Raw genomic sequence first — 18,677 nt, forward strand, 5'->3', positions numbered from 1 at the left:
TCAGAACCGCTCGGGCCGCAGCAAGGCGTAGGTGAGGTAGATCAGGAGGCCGAGCGACACCGCGCCGGCGAGGGAGTAGTCGACGATCATGGTGCGTCTCCTACAGCCGCTCGCAGGCATAGGTGTAGCCGATCGCGAGAGCGAAGAAGCCGGCGGCCAGCGCCAGCATCAGGGTGTCCAGCATGGTGTGCTCCTCATGCGCGCGAAGGCGCGCAATGCATGGAGCGGCCGGGAGCGCCGCCGCGGCCACGATCCGTTCCATGGCGGACAGATGGCATCGGACCTCGTAGGTTTTCGAGACGGCGCCGCCGACAGAATTATAGGAATCCCATAAAGACCGCGGCATTCCCCTGCGCAAAATCGCGCGGCCGCAGCGGCGCCCGCATAAGAGCGGCCTCCTAGCGGAGACATCTTTATGCGCCGCCTATTTCTCCCCGCCCCCACTCGTCTCGCATTCCTACGGCACCGTCGGCCACATTGCCGGTCAGGGCCCATCGGGCCATCGCTCACCGACGAGGGGAGGCCAGCATGGCTGCCTTGACGACACGACCGGATGTGCTGGAACTGGCGCAGATCGCGCAGACCACGACGACGATGCTCACGGCTTTGCTTGGCGACGACGAGGGCCTCTCACCCTTGTCGGCGCACGGGCGGCGCCGGCAGCGGATCGCAAGATTGCTGGAAGCCGAAGCACGGATCGATGCCGCGCTGGAGTTGATCGCGCTACAATTGCCGCAATGGCAGCTCCGCCGGATTGCCTATGATGACGGCGAATGGCACTGCGCATTGTCGCAACAGCGCGAATTGCCGGACTGGCTCGATCGTTGCGCTGAAGCCCACCACAGCGATCTCGCCCTCGCCATTCTCCACGCCGCAGCCGAAGCGCGCCGTCTCGGGTCAAACGTCTCGCCACCGGGCGCAAGGCGCGGCGTCACGGCCGAAGCGGGGGTCGGCGACCTGCTCTGCTGCGACAATTTCTGATCCGCCGTCACGCGCGCCATGCTCATGTCCACCGAAAAGCCCGCGGAGCTTCCGGCGGCCAGGGTGCTGCTGCGATTTCTGCTGCGAATGGTAATCCTCGTCGTGTTCGCAACTTTCGGCGGCATCAGCCTCGGCCGCAGCCTCGCAGCCCTGCTGTGGATGACGACGATCCTGTGTGCCGTGCTCGCGGTGCTGCGCCGGGAGCGCGTGTTCGCCGCCAGCTTGAACCATTGGGACGAGATGATCGGCTACACCGCGCTCTACTGCGCGGTGATGGCGCTGATTCAGCGGGCAGGAAACTAAGCCCCATACGCCGCCTTTATGCGAACGCACGCGGCGTCATCTCGAATTCCTACCCCTCGCCTCGATATTTCCGACCGCGAGCGCAGGCCGCTCCGATCGGCCTGCTCACACGCAAAGGATCAGCCCCGTGAAAGGTCTCCCCCTCCCACCGCGCAACATACCCGGGCTCCCACTCGTCTTCATCGGCAGGAACAGCCAGGGACAGTGGGTCGCCCAGGAGCAGAACGGGCTCTATGGCGGCCTGTTCGTCAGCCGGGCCGAGGCGATGAAATATGCGCTGTTCGAGAACGGCCATCATCCGGAAACCATCGTCGAGCTCTCGCTTACGATCGAGCTCGATGCCGATGGCCGGCTGGCTCCGGTCGGCCTGCTGTTCGCGAGCGGCAAGCGGCCGGTCGCATGAGGAATGCTTCCACAATCATCCCCTGCGGCATGCGTCAGAGGGCCGAGATCTTGGAAGGCCCGCTCGTCATCGGGAATTGAAGGCGGGCGGATGAAGGCGTGGCGCGCAGGACCGGCATTCCGGGGGCAGCGTGCAGGCTACGGACAAAAAAACGGGACGGCCGATCGGCCGTCCCGTTGCATCATCGTCTCACGATCAGAAGATCTTGACCGCGCTTTCCAGCGTCTTCCAGACGCCCCAGGCCAGCGGAACGCCGACGAAAGCCCAGAACAAGGCAGACTTGGCATCCAGGCCACCCTTGCCGATGCCGAACGACCCGTGCTGGATCGCCGACTCGTTCTTGGCGAGCTGGGCCTGATACTTCGCGACCTCGTCCGCGCTCATATTCCACTTGTGATCCACGGGCTTGATCAGCAAGTTGCAGATCAGGCCGGCCAGGAGCATCGCGCAGAGGATATACATCGTCGTGTTGTACAGCTGGTCGCGCGGCACGCCGGCGGCGAGCTGGAACTCGCGGATGTAGTTCACCACCACCGGGCCGATGATGCCCGCGGTCGCCCAGGCCGTCAGCAGACGGCCATGGATGGCCCCCACGAACTGGGTGCCGAACAGGTCGGCCAGATAGGCCGGCACCGTCGCGAAGCCGCCGCCATACATCGAGAGGATGATGGCGAAGGCGCCGACGAACAGCAGCTTCGATCCCATCGCCGCGAAGGTCGGCGCCAGCGCGTAGAGCACGATGCCGATCAGGAAGAAGCAGTAATAGGTGGCCTTGCGACCGATATGGTCCGACATCGACGCCCAGAAGAAGCGGCCGCCGATGTTGAACAGCGAGAGCAGGCCGGCAAAGCCTGCCGCGATACCCGCGACGGTCGCCTTCTGCGTGGCGTCGAGCTGGTTGAAGCTGACGTCGGGCAGCCCGATCAGCTTGCCGGCGAAGATCTCCTGCAGCATCGGCGAGGCCATGCCGATCACGCCGATACCCGCCGACACGTTCAAGCACAGCACCCACCAGACCAGCCAGAACTGCGGCGTCTTGTGCGCGTTGTTCAGATGGACGTGATGGTCGGAGATCATCGCCTTCTTGACCGCGGGCGGCGTCCAGCCTTCGGGCTGCCAGCCGACCGGGGCGACGCGATAGGCGAAGGCACCGATCATCATGAACACGAAGTAGATCACGCCCATGGTGACGAACGTCTCCCAGACACCCACCGAGGTCGGCGTCTTGAAGTAGTTCATCAGCAGGTTGGCCAGCGGAGCGCCGATCATGGCGCCGCCGCCGAAGCCCATGATGGCCATGCCCGTCGCCATGCCGCGCCGGTCCGGGAACCATTTCACCAGGGTCGACACCGGCGAGATGTAACCGAGGCCGAGGCCGATGCCGCCGATGACGCCGGCACCGAGCCACATCATCCAGAGCTGGTGAACATAGATGCCGAGCGCCGCGATCAAGAGGCCACCGCCCCAGCAGCAGGCCGCAACGGCACCCGCCTTGCGCGGTCCGGCCCGCTCCAGCCAGCCGCCCCAGATGGCAGCGGAGCCGCCCAGCAGCACGAAGAACAGCGTGTACATCCAACCGAGGCTCGCGACCTTCCAGTCGCAGCTCGTGGTGAACAGCTCCTGCACCAGCGTCATGTCGGCGCAGACCTGGCTCTGCGTCACGCCGATCGCGCGCGACAAGGGCAGCCAGAACACCGAGAAGCCATAGGCCATGCCGATGCAGAGATGGATGCACAGCGCAGCCGGAGGAACCAGCCAACGGTTGAATCCCGCTTTCGCGACCGTGTGCTCACGATCGAAGATCCCCGCCTGCGCGTTCGGGAGAGCCCCCGCGCTTTCAATGGTAGCCATGCATTCCTCCCCTACGGACTCCCGTCCAACGCAACGACGTCATGTTCTGTCCCCTTGATCAGAATCAATACGCTTACTCACCGTGCCCGCTATCGACGTGCCAGAGCGGCTTCGCAACGCACAAACATTGATGACTTGCTCGATGCGCATAACACCCCCACCCGAGAGTTATGCCCCGACCATCTTCGTGCCGCGGCTCCACCTGGCCCGCTCCCCAGCGGGCATGACTCGCCTCTCGCAACCTCCGCGGAAGCGTCTCAATTGGTGCAGAACCAAGGCAAATTGTCGATAGTAAAATGGTAATAATCGGTCGAACGTCGTGGATTGATTGCACTGCAGCGTCCATGTGTTGCTAACAAACACACAAATTCACGTGCAACCGACGCCGTCGCCACTCACGGCTGTAGTCATTCTGCTCGCGATTACTTCCAGACGATCCACGGCGATACCTGAAAGAATCAACTAATGAGATCGCCGAGCGATCAGCGCTCTGCAGGTTACCGAACTGGGAGCACGCGCTCTCGAAAACGTGAAGCACGAACAACCTGTCCTTGCCTCCCAACCAGCGCGCAAGCTTTGACCGAGAACGCGGCATTGTTGTGAGCGGGCGCCGGCGCTGCTGCGACGATAGGAAGCGGCGCGCGCTGTTGACACCACCCCCGCACGAGAGACCGCGGACGAGCTACTTAGTTCGAACAACCTGCAGCATGTGATGCGCCTGCAATCTCCTGCGTTCGTCATTCAGCCGCCGTCGCCTTCTCGATCAGGAACAGAATGCCGCGATCGCTGCGATCGACGATCTCGACCCGATCCCCGGTCTCCCGAATCAGGTTGGGGATGTCGATCACCGCAAGCGGATCCGTGCAGCGCACTTCGAGGCGCTCCCCCGCCTGGAGCGATTGTAACGCCTTGCGGGTCTTCAGCGCCGGCAACGGACACTTCAGGCCCGTCAAATCCAGCCTCGTCATCGTCATGCGCGGGACCATGGCGAAGCAGTCCGGGCCCGTCAACCGGCTCGTAGAATGTCGCCCAGGATGTCGGAACCGGGTTCCTGGGATACCAGAACGTCCGAGTTCCATCATGGCGCCGCAGCCTTGTCCGCGAGCGCAAGCACGTCGGCCAACGGCATGGCCAGCCGCCGGACCAGCGCTGCGATCGCCGGGATATCGTCGAGATGAACCCGCGGCAAAGCCGTGTCGACATCGTCGTCGGTGGCGAGGCCGACGATACCGGGATCGTCTGGAAACAGCAGCGGCTTGCCGTTGGCCGTGCGGTGCACCTCGATGCGGCGATGCGGCCCGGCCTTGTATCCCTCGATGACGACGAGATCGACGGGAGACAGCTTTGCCAGCAGTTCCGCCAGGGCGGGCTCGCCGGCGCCGCGCAGCTCGTGCATCAGCGCCCAGCGCGTGCCGGATGCAACCAGCACCTCCTCCGCGCCGGCCTCGCGATGCCGCCAGGAATCCTTGCCGGGAACGTCGACGTCGAATTTGTGATGGGCGTGCTTGATCACGGAGACACGGAGACCCTGCCCGATGAGGTGAGGAATCAGCCGCGTCAGCAGCGTGGTCTTGCCGGCGCCGCTCCACCCGGCGAGGCCGATGACGTTCATCGCAGTCTCCCAAAAGGCCCCTGATGCTCGGCACAGGCAGGCGCGTGATCAATCGATGGCCCGATGGGCTTTCGCAAAGCTCTATATCCACGGATGGCAGTGTCGTGCCAGCAGCCATGCAGACCAGGCGACGGCAGGCAAAGCGCGACTCTGCGGCGGAAGACATGATAACGGAACCGGTGATGACAGCCATGACCACGACCTCGATTCCCGGCGTGCTGCTCGCCGGCGGCCTCGCGCAGCGGATGGGCGGCGGCGACAAGCCGATGCGGCTGGTCGATGGCCGCACCATCCTGCAGCGCGTGATGGAGCGACTGGCGCCGCAGTGCAGCCGGCTGATCCTCAACGCCAATGGCGACCCCGCACGATTCGCATCCACCAGCCTGCCCGTCGTGGCGGACAGCGTGGACCGATTTAAGGGCCCTCTCGCCGGCATTCTCGCCGGTCTCGACTGGGTGGCGTCGCACATGCCGGAAACACAATGGATGCTCAGCGCCGCCGCCGATTGCCCCTTCCTGCCGCGCGATCTCGTTGCGCGCCTCGTGGCCGCGCGCGCGGCGGAGCACAGCGAGCTGGCGCTGGCGGCCTCCGGCGGCCAGCTCCATCCGGTGGTCGGCCTGTGGCCGGTGGGCTTGCGCGCCGATCTCCGTCATGCGCTGGTCACGGACGACATCCGCAAGGTCACCCGCTTCACGGCCCGCTACGCGGTCGCAACCGTGAGCTGGCCGGTGGTGCCACTCGACCCGTTCTTCAATGCCAACACCGCCGACGATCTCGCCGAGGCGGAGCGGCTCGCCGCGCTCGACGATTGAGGTCGCCCGATGGATGATACCGCCCCGGTCCGCCGCGCCGTGCTCGCCGTCGCCGCGCTCAATCTCGGCTATTTCGGCATCGAGTTCGCGGTCGCGCTCGCGATCGGCTCGGTTGCACTGTTCGCGGACAGCGTCGACTTCCTCGAGGATGCCTCCGTCAACATCCTGATCGCGCTGGCGCTGCGCTGGAGCCCGGCCAAGCGAGCCCAGCTCGGCAAGGTGCTGGCGCTGATCCTGCTCGCGCCGGCCATCGCCGGACTGTGGACCGCGGGCGAGAAGTTCTTCACGCCCGCGGTGCCGGCGCCGCTGCCGCTCACCGTCACCGGTCTCGGCGCGCTGATCGTCAATCTCGGCTGCGCGCTGATCCTGGCGCGGGTCAGGGATCACCAGGGCAGCCTGACGCGCGCCGCCTTCCTGTCCGCGCGCAACGATGCCTATGCCAATATCGCGATCATCGCCGTCGGCCTCGTCACCGCCGGTCTCTGGCGGTCGGTGTGGCCCGACTTGATCGTCGGCGTCGGCATCGCACTCATGAACGCGGATGCCGCGCGCGAGGTGTGGGAGGCTGCACATGAGGAGCACAAGGCCGCCAAGGCGTGAGCCGCCGAGACGCTGCTCCGGCCTGGAAACACGGCCTCTGGCATTGCAGCACACATGTCTGGCGTTGCAGCACACATGATCGCCGTCCCCATCCGTCGTCCGGCATGATTGACGGCCGGCTTGGATTGATTGCAGATAGGCTGAGCGGCCGGCAGAGCCGCAACGGACAACGGCGTGATGCCGACATCGGTGGAGGACGGATTGCAGCTCAGCTTGGTGAGAACGGCGGCGCTTGCCGCTGCCGCGCTGGTGGCCACGACGGCGGCGCAAGCTCAGATTTCCGACAACGTCGTCAAGATCGGCGTGCTCAGCGACATGAACGGACCGGCCTCGACGCCGACCGGACAGGGCTCGGTCACCGCGGCGCAGATGGCGGTGGATGATTTCGGCGGCAAGGTGCTGGACAAGCCGATCAGCGTCATCGTCGGCGACCATCAGCTCAAGCCCGACATCGGCGCGGCGCTCGCGCGGCGCTGGTACGACACCGAGCAGGTCGATCTCATCGTCGACGTCCCGGTCTCGGCGGTCGGCCTCGCGGTGCAGACCATCGCCACCGAGAAGAAGAAGCTGTTCATCACCCAGTCGACGGGGGCTGCCGATTTCCACGGCAAGTTCTGCTCGCCTTACGCGATGCAGTGGGTGTTCGACACCCGGGCGCTGGCCACCGGCACGGCGAAGGAGGTCGTCAAGCGCGGCGGCGACAGCTGGTTCTTCATCACCGACGACTACGCCTTCGGTCATTCGCTCGAGCGCGATGCATCCAGCGTCGTCACGGCCAATGGCGGCAAGGTGGTCGGCGCCGTCAGGCCGCCCTTCGCGACGCCCGATCTGTCGTCCTTCATCCTGCAGGCGCAGGCCTCCAAGGCCAAGATCATCGGTATCGCCGCCGGCCCGCCGAACAACATCAACGAGATCAAGACCGCATCCGAGTTCGGCCTGCTCAAGGGCGGCCAGCAGATGGCGGCGCTGCTGGCCTTGATCACCGACATCCATTCGCTCGGCCTGCCGGCGGCGCAGGGCCTGCTGCTGACCACCTCGTTCTACTGGGACATGGACGACAAGACCCGCGAATGGTCGAAGCGCTATTTCGCCAAGATGAACCGGATGCCGACGATGTGGCAGGCCGGCGTCTACTCCGCCGTCACGCACTATCTCAACGCCATCAAGGCCGCGGGCAGCGACGAGCCGCTCGCGGTGGCCGCCAAAATGCGTGAGACGCCGGTCGAGGACTTCTTCGCCCGCAACGGCAAGCTCCGGGCCGACAATCTGATGGTGCACGATCTTGTGCTGGCCCAGGTCAAGTCGCCGGAGGAGAGCAAATATCCGTGGGACTACTACAAGATCCTCGCGACCATCAAAGGCGATGACGCGTTCGGTCCGCCCGATCCGGCCTGCCCGCTGATCAAGAAGTGACGGCGAACTGGACACCGGCCGGCCCGGCGCGACCGGGCCGGCGCATTCGAGCTGCACAACGACAACACATGGGGGAAGACGAGCATGAAGCTGGCGCGCGCACTGCTGTTCGGATTGATCGTCACGGCGGGGCTCGCCGTCCAACCGGCTGCGGCCGCCTATCCGGACCGGCCGATCCGCTGGCTGATCGGGTTCGCTCCGGGCGGCCCGGTCGACATCGTCGCCCGCATCATGGCGCAATGGCTGTCCGACCGCCTCGGCCAGCAGGTCGTGGTCGAGAACCGCACCGGCTCGGGCGGCAACATCGCCGCCGCCGCCGCGATCAACTCGCCGCCGGACGGCTACACGCTGCTGTTCGTGGCGCCGAACAACGCGATCAGCACCTCGCTCTACAAGAAGCTGCCCTACGATTTCATCCGCGACACCGTGCCGGTCGCCAGCATCATGCAGCTCACCAACATGCTGGTGGTCAGCAACGACCTGCCGGCCAAGACGGTCAAGGAGTTCATCGACTACTGCCACGCCAATCCCGGCAAGATCGCCTTCGCCTCCTCCGGCAACGGCACCTCCGTGCACATGGCGGCCGAGCTGTTCAAGGCGATGACGAAATGCGACATGCTGCACGTGCCTTATCGGGGCTCGGCGCTGGCCTTCCCGGACATCATCTCCAACAAGGTGCAGCTGATCTTCGACAACCTGCCGACCGCGCTGGAGCAGTCCCGTGGCGGCACCGTGCGCGCGCTCGGCGTGACGTCGCCGCAGCGCTGGCCGACCGTGCCGGACGTGCCGGCGGTCGCCGAGACCGTGCCGGGCTACGAATCGGTCGGCTTCTACGGCATCTCCGCGCCGAAGGGCACGCCGCCCGAGATCGTCGAGATCCTCAACAAGGCGGTCGGCGAAGCGCTGAAGGATCCCAAGCTGGTGGCGCGGCTGGCCGAGACTGGCGGCATCCCGCGCGCCATGACCCCGGCCGAGTTCGGCAAGCTGGTCGCCGACGAGACCGAGAAGTGGCGCAAGGTGGTGGAATTCGCCGGCGTCTCGGTGGATTAGCGCCACGGCCGTCCCGGGCGCGGGTGGTCCCGATGGAGGTGCCGGCAACCGGCCAAAACGATCCGGCAGCGGCATTGCCGGATCGCCGCCGGGGCTGTAAACGAAGCCCGCACCGTCGCCGGGTCCGCCGCGCCGCTGCGGGCAGGCCCGTCCCCGCCCGCCACCGCCACGACCCCCGCGCCGCGGGGCCTGTAGCTCAATGGTTAGAGCCGGCCGCTCATAACGGTCTGGTTGCAGGTTCGAGTCCTGCCGGGCCCACCAGTAATTTCAATGGTTTGCTCGCTCGGATTTTGTCGCCTCAGCCTCGCTGCACCAGAAACCGCGCCAGATACGTCCACTTTTCGCTCGTACGGAAGCCGCAAGGCTCAGCGACCACCGCTTCACGCCAGCGTCGGGAAGGCTCGACGATGTAGCAGAATTCCTGGCCGCAGAGACGCTGCCCTGCCCAACGCCAGCATTGTCACGCGCAGCAAATGAGCTAGGACCGAGCAAGCAGACCACCGCGGGACCCGCATGACACGCGGACGTCGACGCGATGTCGGCCGTTCGCGTCGCTCAAGGCCGCGAGGCGTTCATTCCGACTTGGCCCGTTGCAACGCAATGACCGTCCCCGACGTCGTCGCCGTTTGCCCGGGCACGGAATCACGTTTCGCGATCTTCTCGACAGCGTCGAGCAGATAGTCCGGATGATGGTGGCCGTAGGTATTCAGCAGGACATCGAGCGACATTCCGAGATAGACCGCGGCCTGCCACGGGTCCGCGCCACGCCGCATCAGCCACGTTGCCGCCGTAGGCCTGAGCGTATGGGGCGATATTCCAGGGCCGAGCTCGGCGAGCTTCACGGCGCTCTTGAAGGCAGTTTTGACGGAAGCAACCGGCTTGCCATTGAACTCGACGAAATGCTTGGTCTCCGGATCGATCCGGTGCCAACGCCGCAAATGGGCCAGCAGGCGCGAAGGGATCGGCACATCATACGCACTGGCTCGTTCCGGCGCGCGCATATCAACACCGCGCCGTGCTACAGGCCGCTGCTGACGCCGGCGACGTTCTGATCAGCGGGTTGATGAGAGTCTGCGCGGTCAGTCTTTTTGCGCTGGCCTTTCAACGCGGCACGCACATGCTTGGTCTCCCAGGCAGATCGCCGGCAGGTCGAGACGGAGCAATTCCCCTCCGGTCCCGTGCTCTTGTTGGTCGCGACAGCATTCATCCGAAACCGCATCCCAATTCCTGGACTGTCACGGCATCGAACGCCTAGACGTGTCCGGCGATCCAGCGACGTCGGCTGCTAGCAGGTCGTGCGCCGAAGTCGACGAGCCATCCGAGGATCGATCTCAAGCAATGCGGCGTCGAGGTCCCTCCAGAAATCGGGGCCTTTCCTGACGTGGCGGGTCCCCACGCGCTCGCATCGCTGCAGCGTATGCTGATTGCTGCTGCTCGTGATGATGATCACTTTCGCCGGCGCACGATCAGCATCGAGAAGATGCCCGCAGACTGACAGGCCGTCCAGCTCCGGCATGTTGACGTCGATCACCAACACGCTTGGCTTGCCTCGCGTCGCCTTCAAGAACGCCTGAAGGCCGTCAGACGCCGTGTCCACCTCGAAGCCCAGGCGCGCGAAGTGATGTGAGAGGAGCCCGACCACCGCTGCGTCGTCATCGGCGATCAGCAGACTCGGCGCGTGGCCAAATGAGCTCGCCGTGTCGAAACCGTCGACCGATCCCCGTCCCCTGAAAGCTTCGATCAGCTGCGCAGCCTGCCGCATGTCTTCGCTCCTGTCATCGTTGCCGGATCCTGGTCAAACGCTCGCCCGGCTTCCTGGATCGAGATGACGATGTTGAGCCTAATGCTCCCTTAGCGGCCGCCCAGGTATGACTACGCGGACCGACTGAACCATCGACCCTAGGCCCGCTGCAGAGACCGAGCGGCGAGAGGTGCGGGGCCACCGCACTGCTGCATCTCGACGAGCAGAGCGTCCAGCAGGCGATCCGTGTCCGCGCCGGGCCCGTCGCCGCGGATCTCGGCCAAGACGGCGTCCTCCAGATTCGCTGCCGCTTCGCTTAGTTCTGTAAAACCGTAGATGCCGCTCGCACCGGACAGCGCATGCGCGATCACTCTGATTTGATTCAGCAGATCCGATGATCGCCCCACTGCCCCGAGCATCCTGCAGTGCTCAGAAATAGATTCGGCGTCGCGCTGGACCCTGCGCCCGAACTCGGCCCGCAAATGCTCGAGCGGATCGTACGAAGGCCGGACATAGGTCCGGAGCGATGCGGCGAGCGTCATGGGATCGAACGGTTTCTGGATCACGCCCACGGCTCCCAGCGACCGAAAGCGATCCGTTTCCCGCGCCTGGGTCCGGGCCGTCATGAAGACCACGGGGACATCGGCTGTCGCGGGGCTCTGACGCAATTGAGCCAGTGTCGCCGGCCCGTCCAGCACCGGCATCATGACATCGAGCAGGATGATGTCCGGCGCCAGCTCCGCCGCCATGGCCACAGCGTCGCGGCCCGAGCCGCAACTATGGACGATAAAATCGGGATCGAGACCCAGTGACAGCTCGACGACTTCGCGGATATCCGGCTCATCGTCGACATGCAGAATATGAATTGCGGTCATGCGACCTCCCTGACGGACAATAGAGGGGATAGCCCCAGACGATCGCGCACGATTGAGGCCAAGCGATCGAGGGGTGATGTCTTCCTAGAAAAGGTCAGTTGCTGTTGATCGTCTTCCGGCAAATTCTGATCCGAGTTGGAGAAGATGATCACCGGAATGATCTTGCCGGCGCGGTCGCGAAGATGCGGCAACAGATCCAGCCCGGGCTCCGCACCGAGGCGGACATCCACGATCGCAAGATCGATGTGTTCTGTCGCCAAGACGCGCCGCGCAGCCTCCAGGCTGCGGGCCGACACCATGTCGGCCATCGTCTCCAGCTCATGTGCGACGGCGACGAGCGTCTCCGGATCGTCATCGACATGAAGAACGCGAGGCCTCGGACGGGACGACGGCACCGTTGCAGACAGCTGCGAAACGAGTTGCTCAACGTCGATCGGGCGCCTGATCCATTGCAGGTCGCTCATCTCCCGTAGTCCGGCATCGGCCTGGCCGCCCGCGGAGGCATCGCAGGCGATGATGATCGTGGTGTTGCGTTGATGGGGAATCCGGCGAATCTGCGCCGCCACGTCGCGACATTCGACCTCGTCGAGCGGAAGGCCGATGACGATCGCTGCGTAACGGTTGGCGCTGGAGCGCAGTAACGCGGCCTGTACCGAATGCGCGAAATCCACCGTAAGACCGGCCGGTGCCAACTTCATCCGCACCGCCTGCTTGACGACCGGATCGGTCTCGCACAGCAGGATCCGTGACGGACTGCCGGTGGTGGCGATCTCGATCGCGCCTCCGACGGTATCGTCCCACATCGGCAGCTCGACGAAGAACAATGCGCCGCCGCCATCGGCATTCTCGAAGCCCGCTTTGCCTCCCAGGCGCGCCATGATCTGTTTCACAATACTGAGGCCGAGACCGGTCCCGCCTTTCTGACGCGTATCGGTCGCATCCGCCTGGGCAAACCTCTCGAACAGATGCGGCTCGAAATCCTCGGGTATGCCCGGACCGTGATCACGCACCGCAATCCGCAGGCTGTCCCCGTTGTCCTCCACCGTGACCTGCACGCTCCCGCCGGCCGAAGAGAACTTGATTGCATTCGAGACCAGGTTCGCCACCGCTTGCGCCAATCTCTCTGGATCGGCATTGGCATAGACGCCCACGACACCAGCACCGAGTTCGACGCAAACGCCAACATCGTCCGCGTAGCCGCGACTCTCCTCGACGACGCGCCCCACCAGCGATCTGACTTCAACCCGCCTGAGGTTGAACGTGTCATCGCCCGCCTCGATCCTTTCCATGTCGAGAATGTCGTTGACGAGACGTACCAAGCGCTCACTGTTGGCATGCGCGATGCTCAGCAACCGTGCCGCCGGCTCAGGGATCGTCTTGCTCCAGCATCCGACGAGCAGCCCCAATGAACCCGTGACCGATGTCAGCGGTGTCCGTAGTTCGTGGCTCACGGTCGCAACGAATTCGTCCTTCAGACGTTCGGCGCGCCGGCGCTCACTGACGTCGACGACGACGCTCAGGATCATGAGCCCCTGGCCAACCCGAATCGGATTGAGACCGACCTCGATGGGAAACTCAGTCCCGTTCTTTTTTAATCCGGTGAGTTCGCGACCGGATTCCATCTGACGGGTTTCGGGCCGCAAATTGAACGCGTGCTGGAGCACGGCGTTTCTCACGCGAGAACGCTCGGGCACCAGCATATCCACGGGTTGGCCGATCAGTTCCTGTCTGGTGTATCCGAACTGGCGTTCGAGCTCATTGTTGACCATCGAGATCCTGCCCTCGGCATCGACCATCAACATTCCGTTCGGACAGGCCTCGACCGCGAGGCGAAACATCTCATCCGCTAGATTTCTTGCCGCGATGGCCATCTCAGCGTTGTCGCGCTCAAGCGTGCGTTGATGCAGCAACCGGCGCGCCCGCTCGATCGCCACGGCAACGTCGTCAATCTCCTGAACGTGAGATCGCGCAGCGGCGGTGGTTTCGTCCGATCCCGAAGCCAGCGCCGCGGGCAGCAGGCTTCGAACGCCGCGCGCGATCCGCTTCGCCTCATACATCACCGCGATCAGCCCGACGAGTAGGACGCAGAATACGCCGGTGATGCCGTACAGGAGAATGGAGTTCGGTCGGCGATACAGATCGGAAAGCGGAATCCCGAGCGCGACCGTCCAATTGGAGCGCTCGGACCGGCCGAAGCCCACCAGTATCGGCGTCCCGTCCGCCCGATATGTGTCGACGACATTCGGCCGCGACGATTTGATGTCAGCCAGCCTCACAGGAGCAGGCCTGCCTATCAGTTCGGGATCGTGGGTCCGCGCGACGATGATGCCTGCCGAATCGGTGACGGTCGCAATCCAACCGGCCGGCAGTTTCTGGTTCGCGAACAGGCCGTTCAGCCTCTCAATGCCCAGGGCGACGCCGAGCGTGTATTTCACCTTTCCCTCTCGAAACACCGGTACATCGATGGAGAGAGCCGGTCTCTTCGACACGGCACCAATGAAGATGTCGGAGACCGACGGCTTGCCGGTTTCGAACACCTTCCTGTGGTTCGCCAGATCTGAGCGCATGGGCAGCGGGGCGCCATAGGGCAGCGCCGTATTGACGACCTGCTGGCCGGCCGCATCCGCCACCACGACGGCCGAACCTTCCAGATGAGGGAGGCTGCCCTTGGCCTCTTTGTAGAAGGCCCCCAGATCGTCCGTCGCGAGAGCTGCCGATTCTGCCAAGACCTGAGCCGCGGAGGACGTTCCTGCCAGATCCCTGTCGAGCGCTGCGGCGAGAGCGCGGACCGTCGCCAACGCGCCCTGGGAGGCCTGCTCGCGTTCGTGCTGGTACAGCCCCCATGCGAGTGCAGCCAGACCGACGAAGGCAGGAACCGACAGCATGAGTATGATGCGAAACAGCCTTGACTGGATCGACTGACGCGCACGCTGCGAAACACTGTGCCTGCCGGATGCCGCGATCAATGTTGTCCACGCCTCGCGTTGATTGATCGATGACATGCGCCGGATTGGCCTTGCCTGCTTCCGGCAGCCTGGATCTGGCGGGTGGCCGGCTCGGTGACGGAACGATCGATCTCGGTCTCGCCGTTCAACTTCCGCATCTGACTTTCCCGCGCGGCTGCGGCGCGGCCGCCCGGCGTCGCACGGCCTTCGCCGGCAACTGACGGTCGGCTGTCTCCTGATCTTGAGCCGCCAAGCGAAGCAGGTCTGCGAGGTTCTTCGCTCCGGATTTCCGCATCAGAGCGGCCCGGTGACCTTCATACGTTCGCGGGCTGATCTGCAGCCGCGCCGCACCTTCCTTGTTCGAATACCCGTCTCGGACCAGCCCCAGAACTTCCTGCTCGCGCGTGGTCAGCGAACGCAGCCAGACTGCGTTTTGCGGAATCGGTTGTGCCTCGTCGCGGGCGTTACCGACCCGCGACCACCACCTGATGACATCACGACTTTGCGCAAATGCGGTCTGTTGCCTGAGTGGCGCCTCGAACGTATCGCCAAGCCGCTGCACCAACCTGCAGACGGCTTCGGCCTCGCGCAGCGCGTTCTCAGCGACTTCCCTCAGCGATACGCCATCATGTTCGATCTCAGGAAACCCGCCGCCGCCCTGACAAAGGTCCTCGAGATAGAGCAGAAGCGCAGTCAATGGTCCATTCAATTGGTGAGCGATCGCCGCGCCGACCTCGTTCGCGGCAATGGCACGATCGTCACGGGGCGATTTCGCCTCGGAACGTGCCGCGTCCGTCATCTCGCCGCCGAACCGGCTCATCGCAGCAGAGCTCCAGAATGAGCATGAGGGGGCAAGCTCAGATCTATGGCCTCAATCAACTGGCGGGAGGAGAACGGCTTGCGAAGATAGCACGAGGCGCCCCTTTGCAAAGCCGTGCGAAGATAGTCGATCGGCTCGAGCGAGCTACGCAACCTGAAGCCGGACATGGCGACAATGGGTATGGCTGATCGTTGCCGGATATAGTCAATCGCGTCGAGTCCGCTCATTCCGGTCATGAAGAGATCAACCAGAACCAAGTCGAAGTTCGCATGCGCGAGCGCCTGAATACCCGCATAGGCGCCCGATGCCAGTTCGGTACGACATCTGCGACGCGTCAGGAACGCCTTGATCGCCGCTCCTACGCTCTCGTCGTCGTCGATGACGAGCACTCGCAAGAACGGAGGAGCCGTGACGGCTCGATCGACTTGGATACGGGCGACCTGCCCTGACGCGTACATGGTATAACCCCAGCGGCGACAAGTTCACAGCCTCGCAACACCGCGATCTGTGCAAACAGAGGTGCTACGCCTCGGCAAAGCTATTCAGCCATATCTGACGGTGCGTTAATTTCACTGCACGTAAAACTACCTGACCGTCCGCCCCTCCTGCCCCGAGCGGCTTCGCCTACGGATTGCTCCGGCGAGCCGTCCCATGCTCGGGCCACCGGAATAATCACGTTCGCGATCGAACGCATTGATCCTTGTGCGATGACGTGAAATTAATTCTTCGGGGAGACGCTGCTGGGATGTAGCACGAGGAGGACTGCATGACCGGCGACCAATTCGAGGCCCGCCTTGCCAAAGTGAGGCACCGCTTCGCAACCGCACTCGAAAGCAAGATCACGGCTACTCTCATCTTTGCAGACCGTATGGCACGGGGGGACGACGCCGGTGGGGCACTCGTTTCCGAATCGTATCGTCACCTGCACGGCATCTGCGGCATCGGTCCGACGGTCGGCTTCGCCGCCACCGGGCAGGCGGCCCGCGCCGCCGAAACGGCGCTGCTGCGCGCCATGGCTGAGAAGCGCAAGCCGACCAATCGCGAGATCTCGAACCTGAAGGAGGCGCTCGCTCATCTGCAATCGGCCGCAGCGTCGGAATTGCGGATGATGTATCAGCGCGGTGGATAGGAGATCCGCCCCCAAGCCAGGACGCGCCTGACGACACGTCCTGGCGCCCCGCCAATTCGGGCCTGGTTGCCGGCCCCTCTCCGCGCGCGGTGTCGCTTCGCTCATTTCGCCATTTTGGAACGGCTGCCGTCAGGCAGTGAGGCCGACCTGCCTCCGCCGCCTTAGCATCCTCGGCGGGGCAAAGGGCCAGCTATCCACATCACTCCGAGGGCGCCGGACGACGTGCATGGAAACGGACGGCGTATGTGACGGCCATGCCCGATGCGACGACGTGGTGGAGGAGCATCCCTGCGACGCGGGAATTGCTGCCCTCAACAAGGAGACGGTGCCTCTTCAGGGATGGCGGCGAACCCGCAATACCTCTGCAGCGCGTCCAGCAGCTCGGCGCCATCAGACGATTTACGCAGGACCCGGGCCGCTCCGGGACGACCGTCGATTTCCTCCTGAAGCTTGCGCTTGATCGGCCTGCTGAGATGCCGTCCCGACTGGACGATGACCGGAATGTCGCGGGTCTCTGACGCACTCCGCAGCTTCGTGAGAAGATAGTTGGCATCGCCGTTCGGCATGCAGAAATCAGTGACGATGACGCTCGGATGCTCACGCCGCGCTTTCCAGAATCCTCGTGTAGCGTCGCTGGCATACAGAAGATCGACTCCCAGTCCTTCGAACCGGTGCTCGAGCATCCTCTTCACGCTCACGTCGTCATCAACCAGCAGAACGCGTGGACGTCGCCTGACGTCGGCAGCAGAGAATTGTCGGGCCGCTTGTGCTATCGCGGCATTCCTCTCGGGATAGATCTCGGCGAGGCTTGCCGCGAGCTCTTTCCAGAACAGACGGCCTTTGGGTATGCATGTCGCGGCGAGCCCGTCGCATAGCTCGAAGGTTTTTTCATCGGTCCGCCCGGTCATCACGATAACATGAGGCGCCTTCTTGGCTGCGTCCGACAGATAGCTCAGGACGCTCAATCCATCGATCTCCGGCAGGTGGACGTCGATGAGAAGGACATCGGGCCGGTGTTCGGCCGCCCTGATCAGAGCCTGCAATCCCGTGGCCGCCGTCAGGACGAAGAAGCCCATCCACGTACACCAGTCGGCGGTCGCCTTGAGGACCAGGGGATCATCGTCGACGATTAAAATTGTCGAGGTAGCCCTGCTCACCTGCCGTGCATCCATCGCTTGCGCTCCCACTTTGGTCCCAGATCCCGTTCTTGACGAGGGATTTCACCGTAGATCGAGCCGACTCACGCAACGCCTCACCGACTGCATCCGACGCCCGGCCCATCGCGATCCGATCAAGGCAGCCTAAACGTCAGGATAAGGTCATCGCAGGTAGAACTACGCGATTTCCGCCCGGTGCGCTCCGCCGGCGCGCAGTGATCGCGCCGGCATCGTGGCCGTTGGAGCTCCCGGCGAACGTGCCGCCCGCAGCGCGACTTCGACGCGACGATGAGATTTCGTCGTCAGCGAGCGTATTTCTACGCGCGAAAGCATGCGTCCAAAAGTAACAAAACTCGCTCAGCTTTTATCGACGTGCGGAAATGCCGCGCTGAATATTCATCTTGGATGTGGAGCAGTCATCCATGCACGATCAGGTCAACACGCCATCGGAGAGGATGATAGTTGCGGCCAGGCTAGCAGCATCCTGTCAGCGGCGCGCGTCCATTGCGCCACCTTATTTTGCCGCCGCGGCCGCATCCGCCGAGACCTAGGGAACGTCGGATGCTGGACGAGACGTCCCAAATCACCGCCATGGACCGACAACTCGAGGCGCGTCTCGCCGTCGTGCGCGGGCGCTTCTCGGTAAGACTGGTCGAACGCTTGCAGCAGGCCGCCATCGACCTGGTGCGAATGAGGGAAGATGAGGCAACCTCGGCGGAGATGGTTGCGAAGACCTATTGCTGGATCCACGAGATTTGCGGGATCGCCTCGACGATCGGATTTGGGGCGGTCGGTGAGGCGGCGCGAGCATGCGACATCATTCTGGTCGAGCCCTATCGCTCTCGGCGAGGATTGGAGACTGAGGAACTCAATGAATTGACCAAGCATTTCGGACGGCTCCGAACTGCCGCGGAAGCCGCGCAATGCGGCGCGGATGAGAGCCGGGGAACCTAATATTGTAGTGACGGGGGAATATCGTGTCGTA

21 protein-coding genes and 1 tRNA gene are annotated in these 18,677 nt (G+C 64.0%); 10 read left to right on the forward strand and 12 right to left on the reverse strand.

Translation table 11 applies throughout. The features are described from left to right. Positions 1–90: a K(+)-transporting ATPase subunit F gene (locus tag QX108_RS12260; protein WP_006614032.1), complete on the reverse strand. Its 90-nt coding sequence runs from the start codon at positions 88–90 to the stop codon at positions 1–3. Positions 91–100: 10 nt separating this feature from the next. Continuing rightward, positions 101–262: a hypothetical protein gene (locus tag QX108_RS12265; protein ID WP_315782168.1), complete on the reverse strand. Its 162-nt coding sequence runs from the start codon at positions 260–262 to the stop codon at positions 101–103. A 293-nt stretch (positions 263–555) separates the two neighbouring features. Between QX108_RS12265 and QX108_RS12270 the strand changes: the two genes are divergently transcribed. From QX108_RS12270 to QX108_RS12280, 3 genes are all read left to right on the forward strand, one after another. Beyond that, a complete protein-coding gene (locus QX108_RS12270) occupies positions 556–981 on the forward strand; it encodes a hypothetical protein (RefSeq protein WP_409998497.1) in 426 nt (141 codons plus the stop codon). An 18-nt stretch (positions 982–999) separates the two neighbouring features. Then, on the forward strand, positions 1,000–1,284 hold the full coding sequence (locus QX108_RS12275; RefSeq protein ID WP_315782170.1) for a hypothetical protein: 285 nt from the start codon (positions 1,000–1,002) through the stop codon (positions 1,282–1,284). Positions 1,285–1,411: 127 nt separating this feature from the next. Beyond that, positions 1,412–1,687 (forward strand): hypothetical protein, encoded by a 276-nt coding sequence (locus QX108_RS12280; RefSeq protein WP_315782172.1) that lies wholly within the window; start codon positions 1,412–1,414, stop codon positions 1,685–1,687. Between the two features lie 195 nt (positions 1,688–1,882). Here the strand turns inward: QX108_RS12280 and QX108_RS12285 are convergent, their stop codons facing one another. The 3 genes from QX108_RS12285 to mobB form a co-directional block, all read right to left on the reverse strand. Then, on the reverse strand, positions 1,883–3,538 hold the full coding sequence (locus QX108_RS12285) for an OFA family MFS transporter (RefSeq protein ID WP_315721557.1): 1,656 nt from the start codon (positions 3,536–3,538) through the stop codon (positions 1,883–1,885). A gap of 737 nt (positions 3,539–4,275) precedes the next feature. Continuing rightward, a complete protein-coding gene (locus QX108_RS12290) occupies positions 4,276–4,512 on the reverse strand; it encodes a sulfurtransferase TusA family protein (RefSeq protein WP_315726356.1) in 237 nt (78 codons plus the stop codon). A gap of 104 nt (positions 4,513–4,616) precedes the next feature. After that, entirely contained in the window at positions 4,617–5,150 is a 534-nt protein-coding gene (mobB, locus tag QX108_RS12295; RefSeq protein ID WP_315782175.1) for a molybdopterin-guanine dinucleotide biosynthesis protein B, read from the reverse strand. Positions 5,151–5,341: 191 nt separating this feature from the next. Between mobB and mobA the strand changes: the two genes are divergently transcribed. From mobA to QX108_RS12320, 5 genes are all read left to right on the forward strand, one after another. Continuing rightward, positions 5,342–5,962 (forward strand): molybdenum cofactor guanylyltransferase MobA, encoded by a 621-nt coding sequence (mobA, locus tag QX108_RS12300; protein WP_315782279.1) that lies wholly within the window; start codon positions 5,342–5,344, stop codon positions 5,960–5,962. Between the two features lie 9 nt (positions 5,963–5,971). After that, positions 5,972–6,562: a cation transporter gene (locus QX108_RS12305; RefSeq protein ID WP_315721559.1), complete on the forward strand. Its 591-nt coding sequence runs from the start codon at positions 5,972–5,974 to the stop codon at positions 6,560–6,562. Between the two features lie 177 nt (positions 6,563–6,739). After that, the gene (locus QX108_RS12310; RefSeq protein ID WP_315721560.1) at positions 6,740–7,975 is read left to right on the forward strand and encodes an ABC transporter substrate-binding protein; all 1,236 of its coding nucleotides are present in this window, start codon (positions 6,740–6,742) and stop codon (positions 7,973–7,975) included. Between the two features lie 84 nt (positions 7,976–8,059). Continuing rightward, positions 8,060–9,025, forward strand: a complete 966-nt coding sequence (locus QX108_RS12315; protein WP_315721561.1) for a tripartite tricarboxylate transporter substrate binding protein — start codon at positions 8,060–8,062, stop codon at positions 9,023–9,025. A gap of 185 nt (positions 9,026–9,210) precedes the next feature. Continuing rightward, positions 9,211–9,286: transfer RNA gene (locus tag QX108_RS12320), tRNA-Ile, on the forward strand. Between the two features lie 311 nt (positions 9,287–9,597). Here QX108_RS12320 and QX108_RS12325 read toward each other — a convergent pair. The 6 genes from QX108_RS12325 to QX108_RS12350 form a co-directional block, all read right to left on the reverse strand. Beyond that, on the reverse strand, positions 9,598–10,026 hold the full coding sequence (locus QX108_RS12325) for a tyrosine-type recombinase/integrase (protein ID WP_315782178.1): 429 nt from the start codon (positions 10,024–10,026) through the stop codon (positions 9,598–9,600). Between the two features lie 284 nt (positions 10,027–10,310). Next, the gene (locus QX108_RS12330; protein WP_315782180.1) at positions 10,311–10,787 is read right to left on the reverse strand and encodes a response regulator; all 477 of its coding nucleotides are present in this window, start codon (positions 10,785–10,787) and stop codon (positions 10,311–10,313) included. A gap of 137 nt (positions 10,788–10,924) precedes the next feature. Next, positions 10,925–11,641, reverse strand: a complete 717-nt coding sequence (locus QX108_RS12335) for a response regulator (protein ID WP_315782182.1) — start codon at positions 11,639–11,641, stop codon at positions 10,925–10,927. After that, positions 11,638–14,643, reverse strand: coding sequence for an ATP-binding protein (locus QX108_RS12340; protein WP_315782184.1), 3,006 nt, complete (start codon positions 14,641–14,643; stop codon positions 11,638–11,640). The genes QX108_RS12335 and QX108_RS12340 overlap by 4 nt, the downstream gene beginning before the upstream one ends. Before the next feature lie 88 nt (positions 14,644–14,731). Next, a complete protein-coding gene (locus QX108_RS12345; protein ID WP_315782186.1) occupies positions 14,732–15,406 on the reverse strand; it encodes a LuxR C-terminal-related transcriptional regulator in 675 nt (224 codons plus the stop codon). Then, positions 15,403–15,864 (reverse strand): response regulator, encoded by a 462-nt coding sequence (locus tag QX108_RS12350; RefSeq protein ID WP_315782188.1) that lies wholly within the window; start codon positions 15,862–15,864, stop codon positions 15,403–15,405. The genes QX108_RS12345 and QX108_RS12350 overlap by 4 nt, the downstream gene beginning before the upstream one ends. A gap of 308 nt (positions 15,865–16,172) precedes the next feature. Between QX108_RS12350 and QX108_RS12355 the strand changes: the two genes are divergently transcribed. Continuing rightward, positions 16,173–16,535, forward strand: a complete 363-nt coding sequence (locus tag QX108_RS12355) for a hypothetical protein (RefSeq protein ID WP_315721567.1) — start codon at positions 16,173–16,175, stop codon at positions 16,533–16,535. 311 nt (positions 16,536–16,846) lie between these two features. On the opposite strand, the gene QX108_RS12360 is transcribed toward QX108_RS12355, so the two are convergent. Beyond that, on the reverse strand, positions 16,847–17,707 hold the full coding sequence (locus QX108_RS12360) for a response regulator (RefSeq protein WP_315782190.1): 861 nt from the start codon (positions 17,705–17,707) through the stop codon (positions 16,847–16,849). Between the two features lie 546 nt (positions 17,708–18,253). Between QX108_RS12360 and QX108_RS12365 the strand changes: the two genes are divergently transcribed. Next, positions 18,254–18,646, forward strand: coding sequence for a hypothetical protein (locus tag QX108_RS12365; RefSeq protein WP_315782192.1), 393 nt, complete (start codon positions 18,254–18,256; stop codon positions 18,644–18,646). Positions 18,647–18,677: the final 31 nt, after the last annotated feature.

The sequence above is a fragment of the Bradyrhizobium sp. SZCCHNR1002 genome (genome assembly GCF_032381435.1).
In the GTDB taxonomy this organism is placed as follows: Bacteria; Pseudomonadota; Alphaproteobacteria; order Rhizobiales; family Xanthobacteraceae; genus Bradyrhizobium; species Bradyrhizobium aeschynomenes.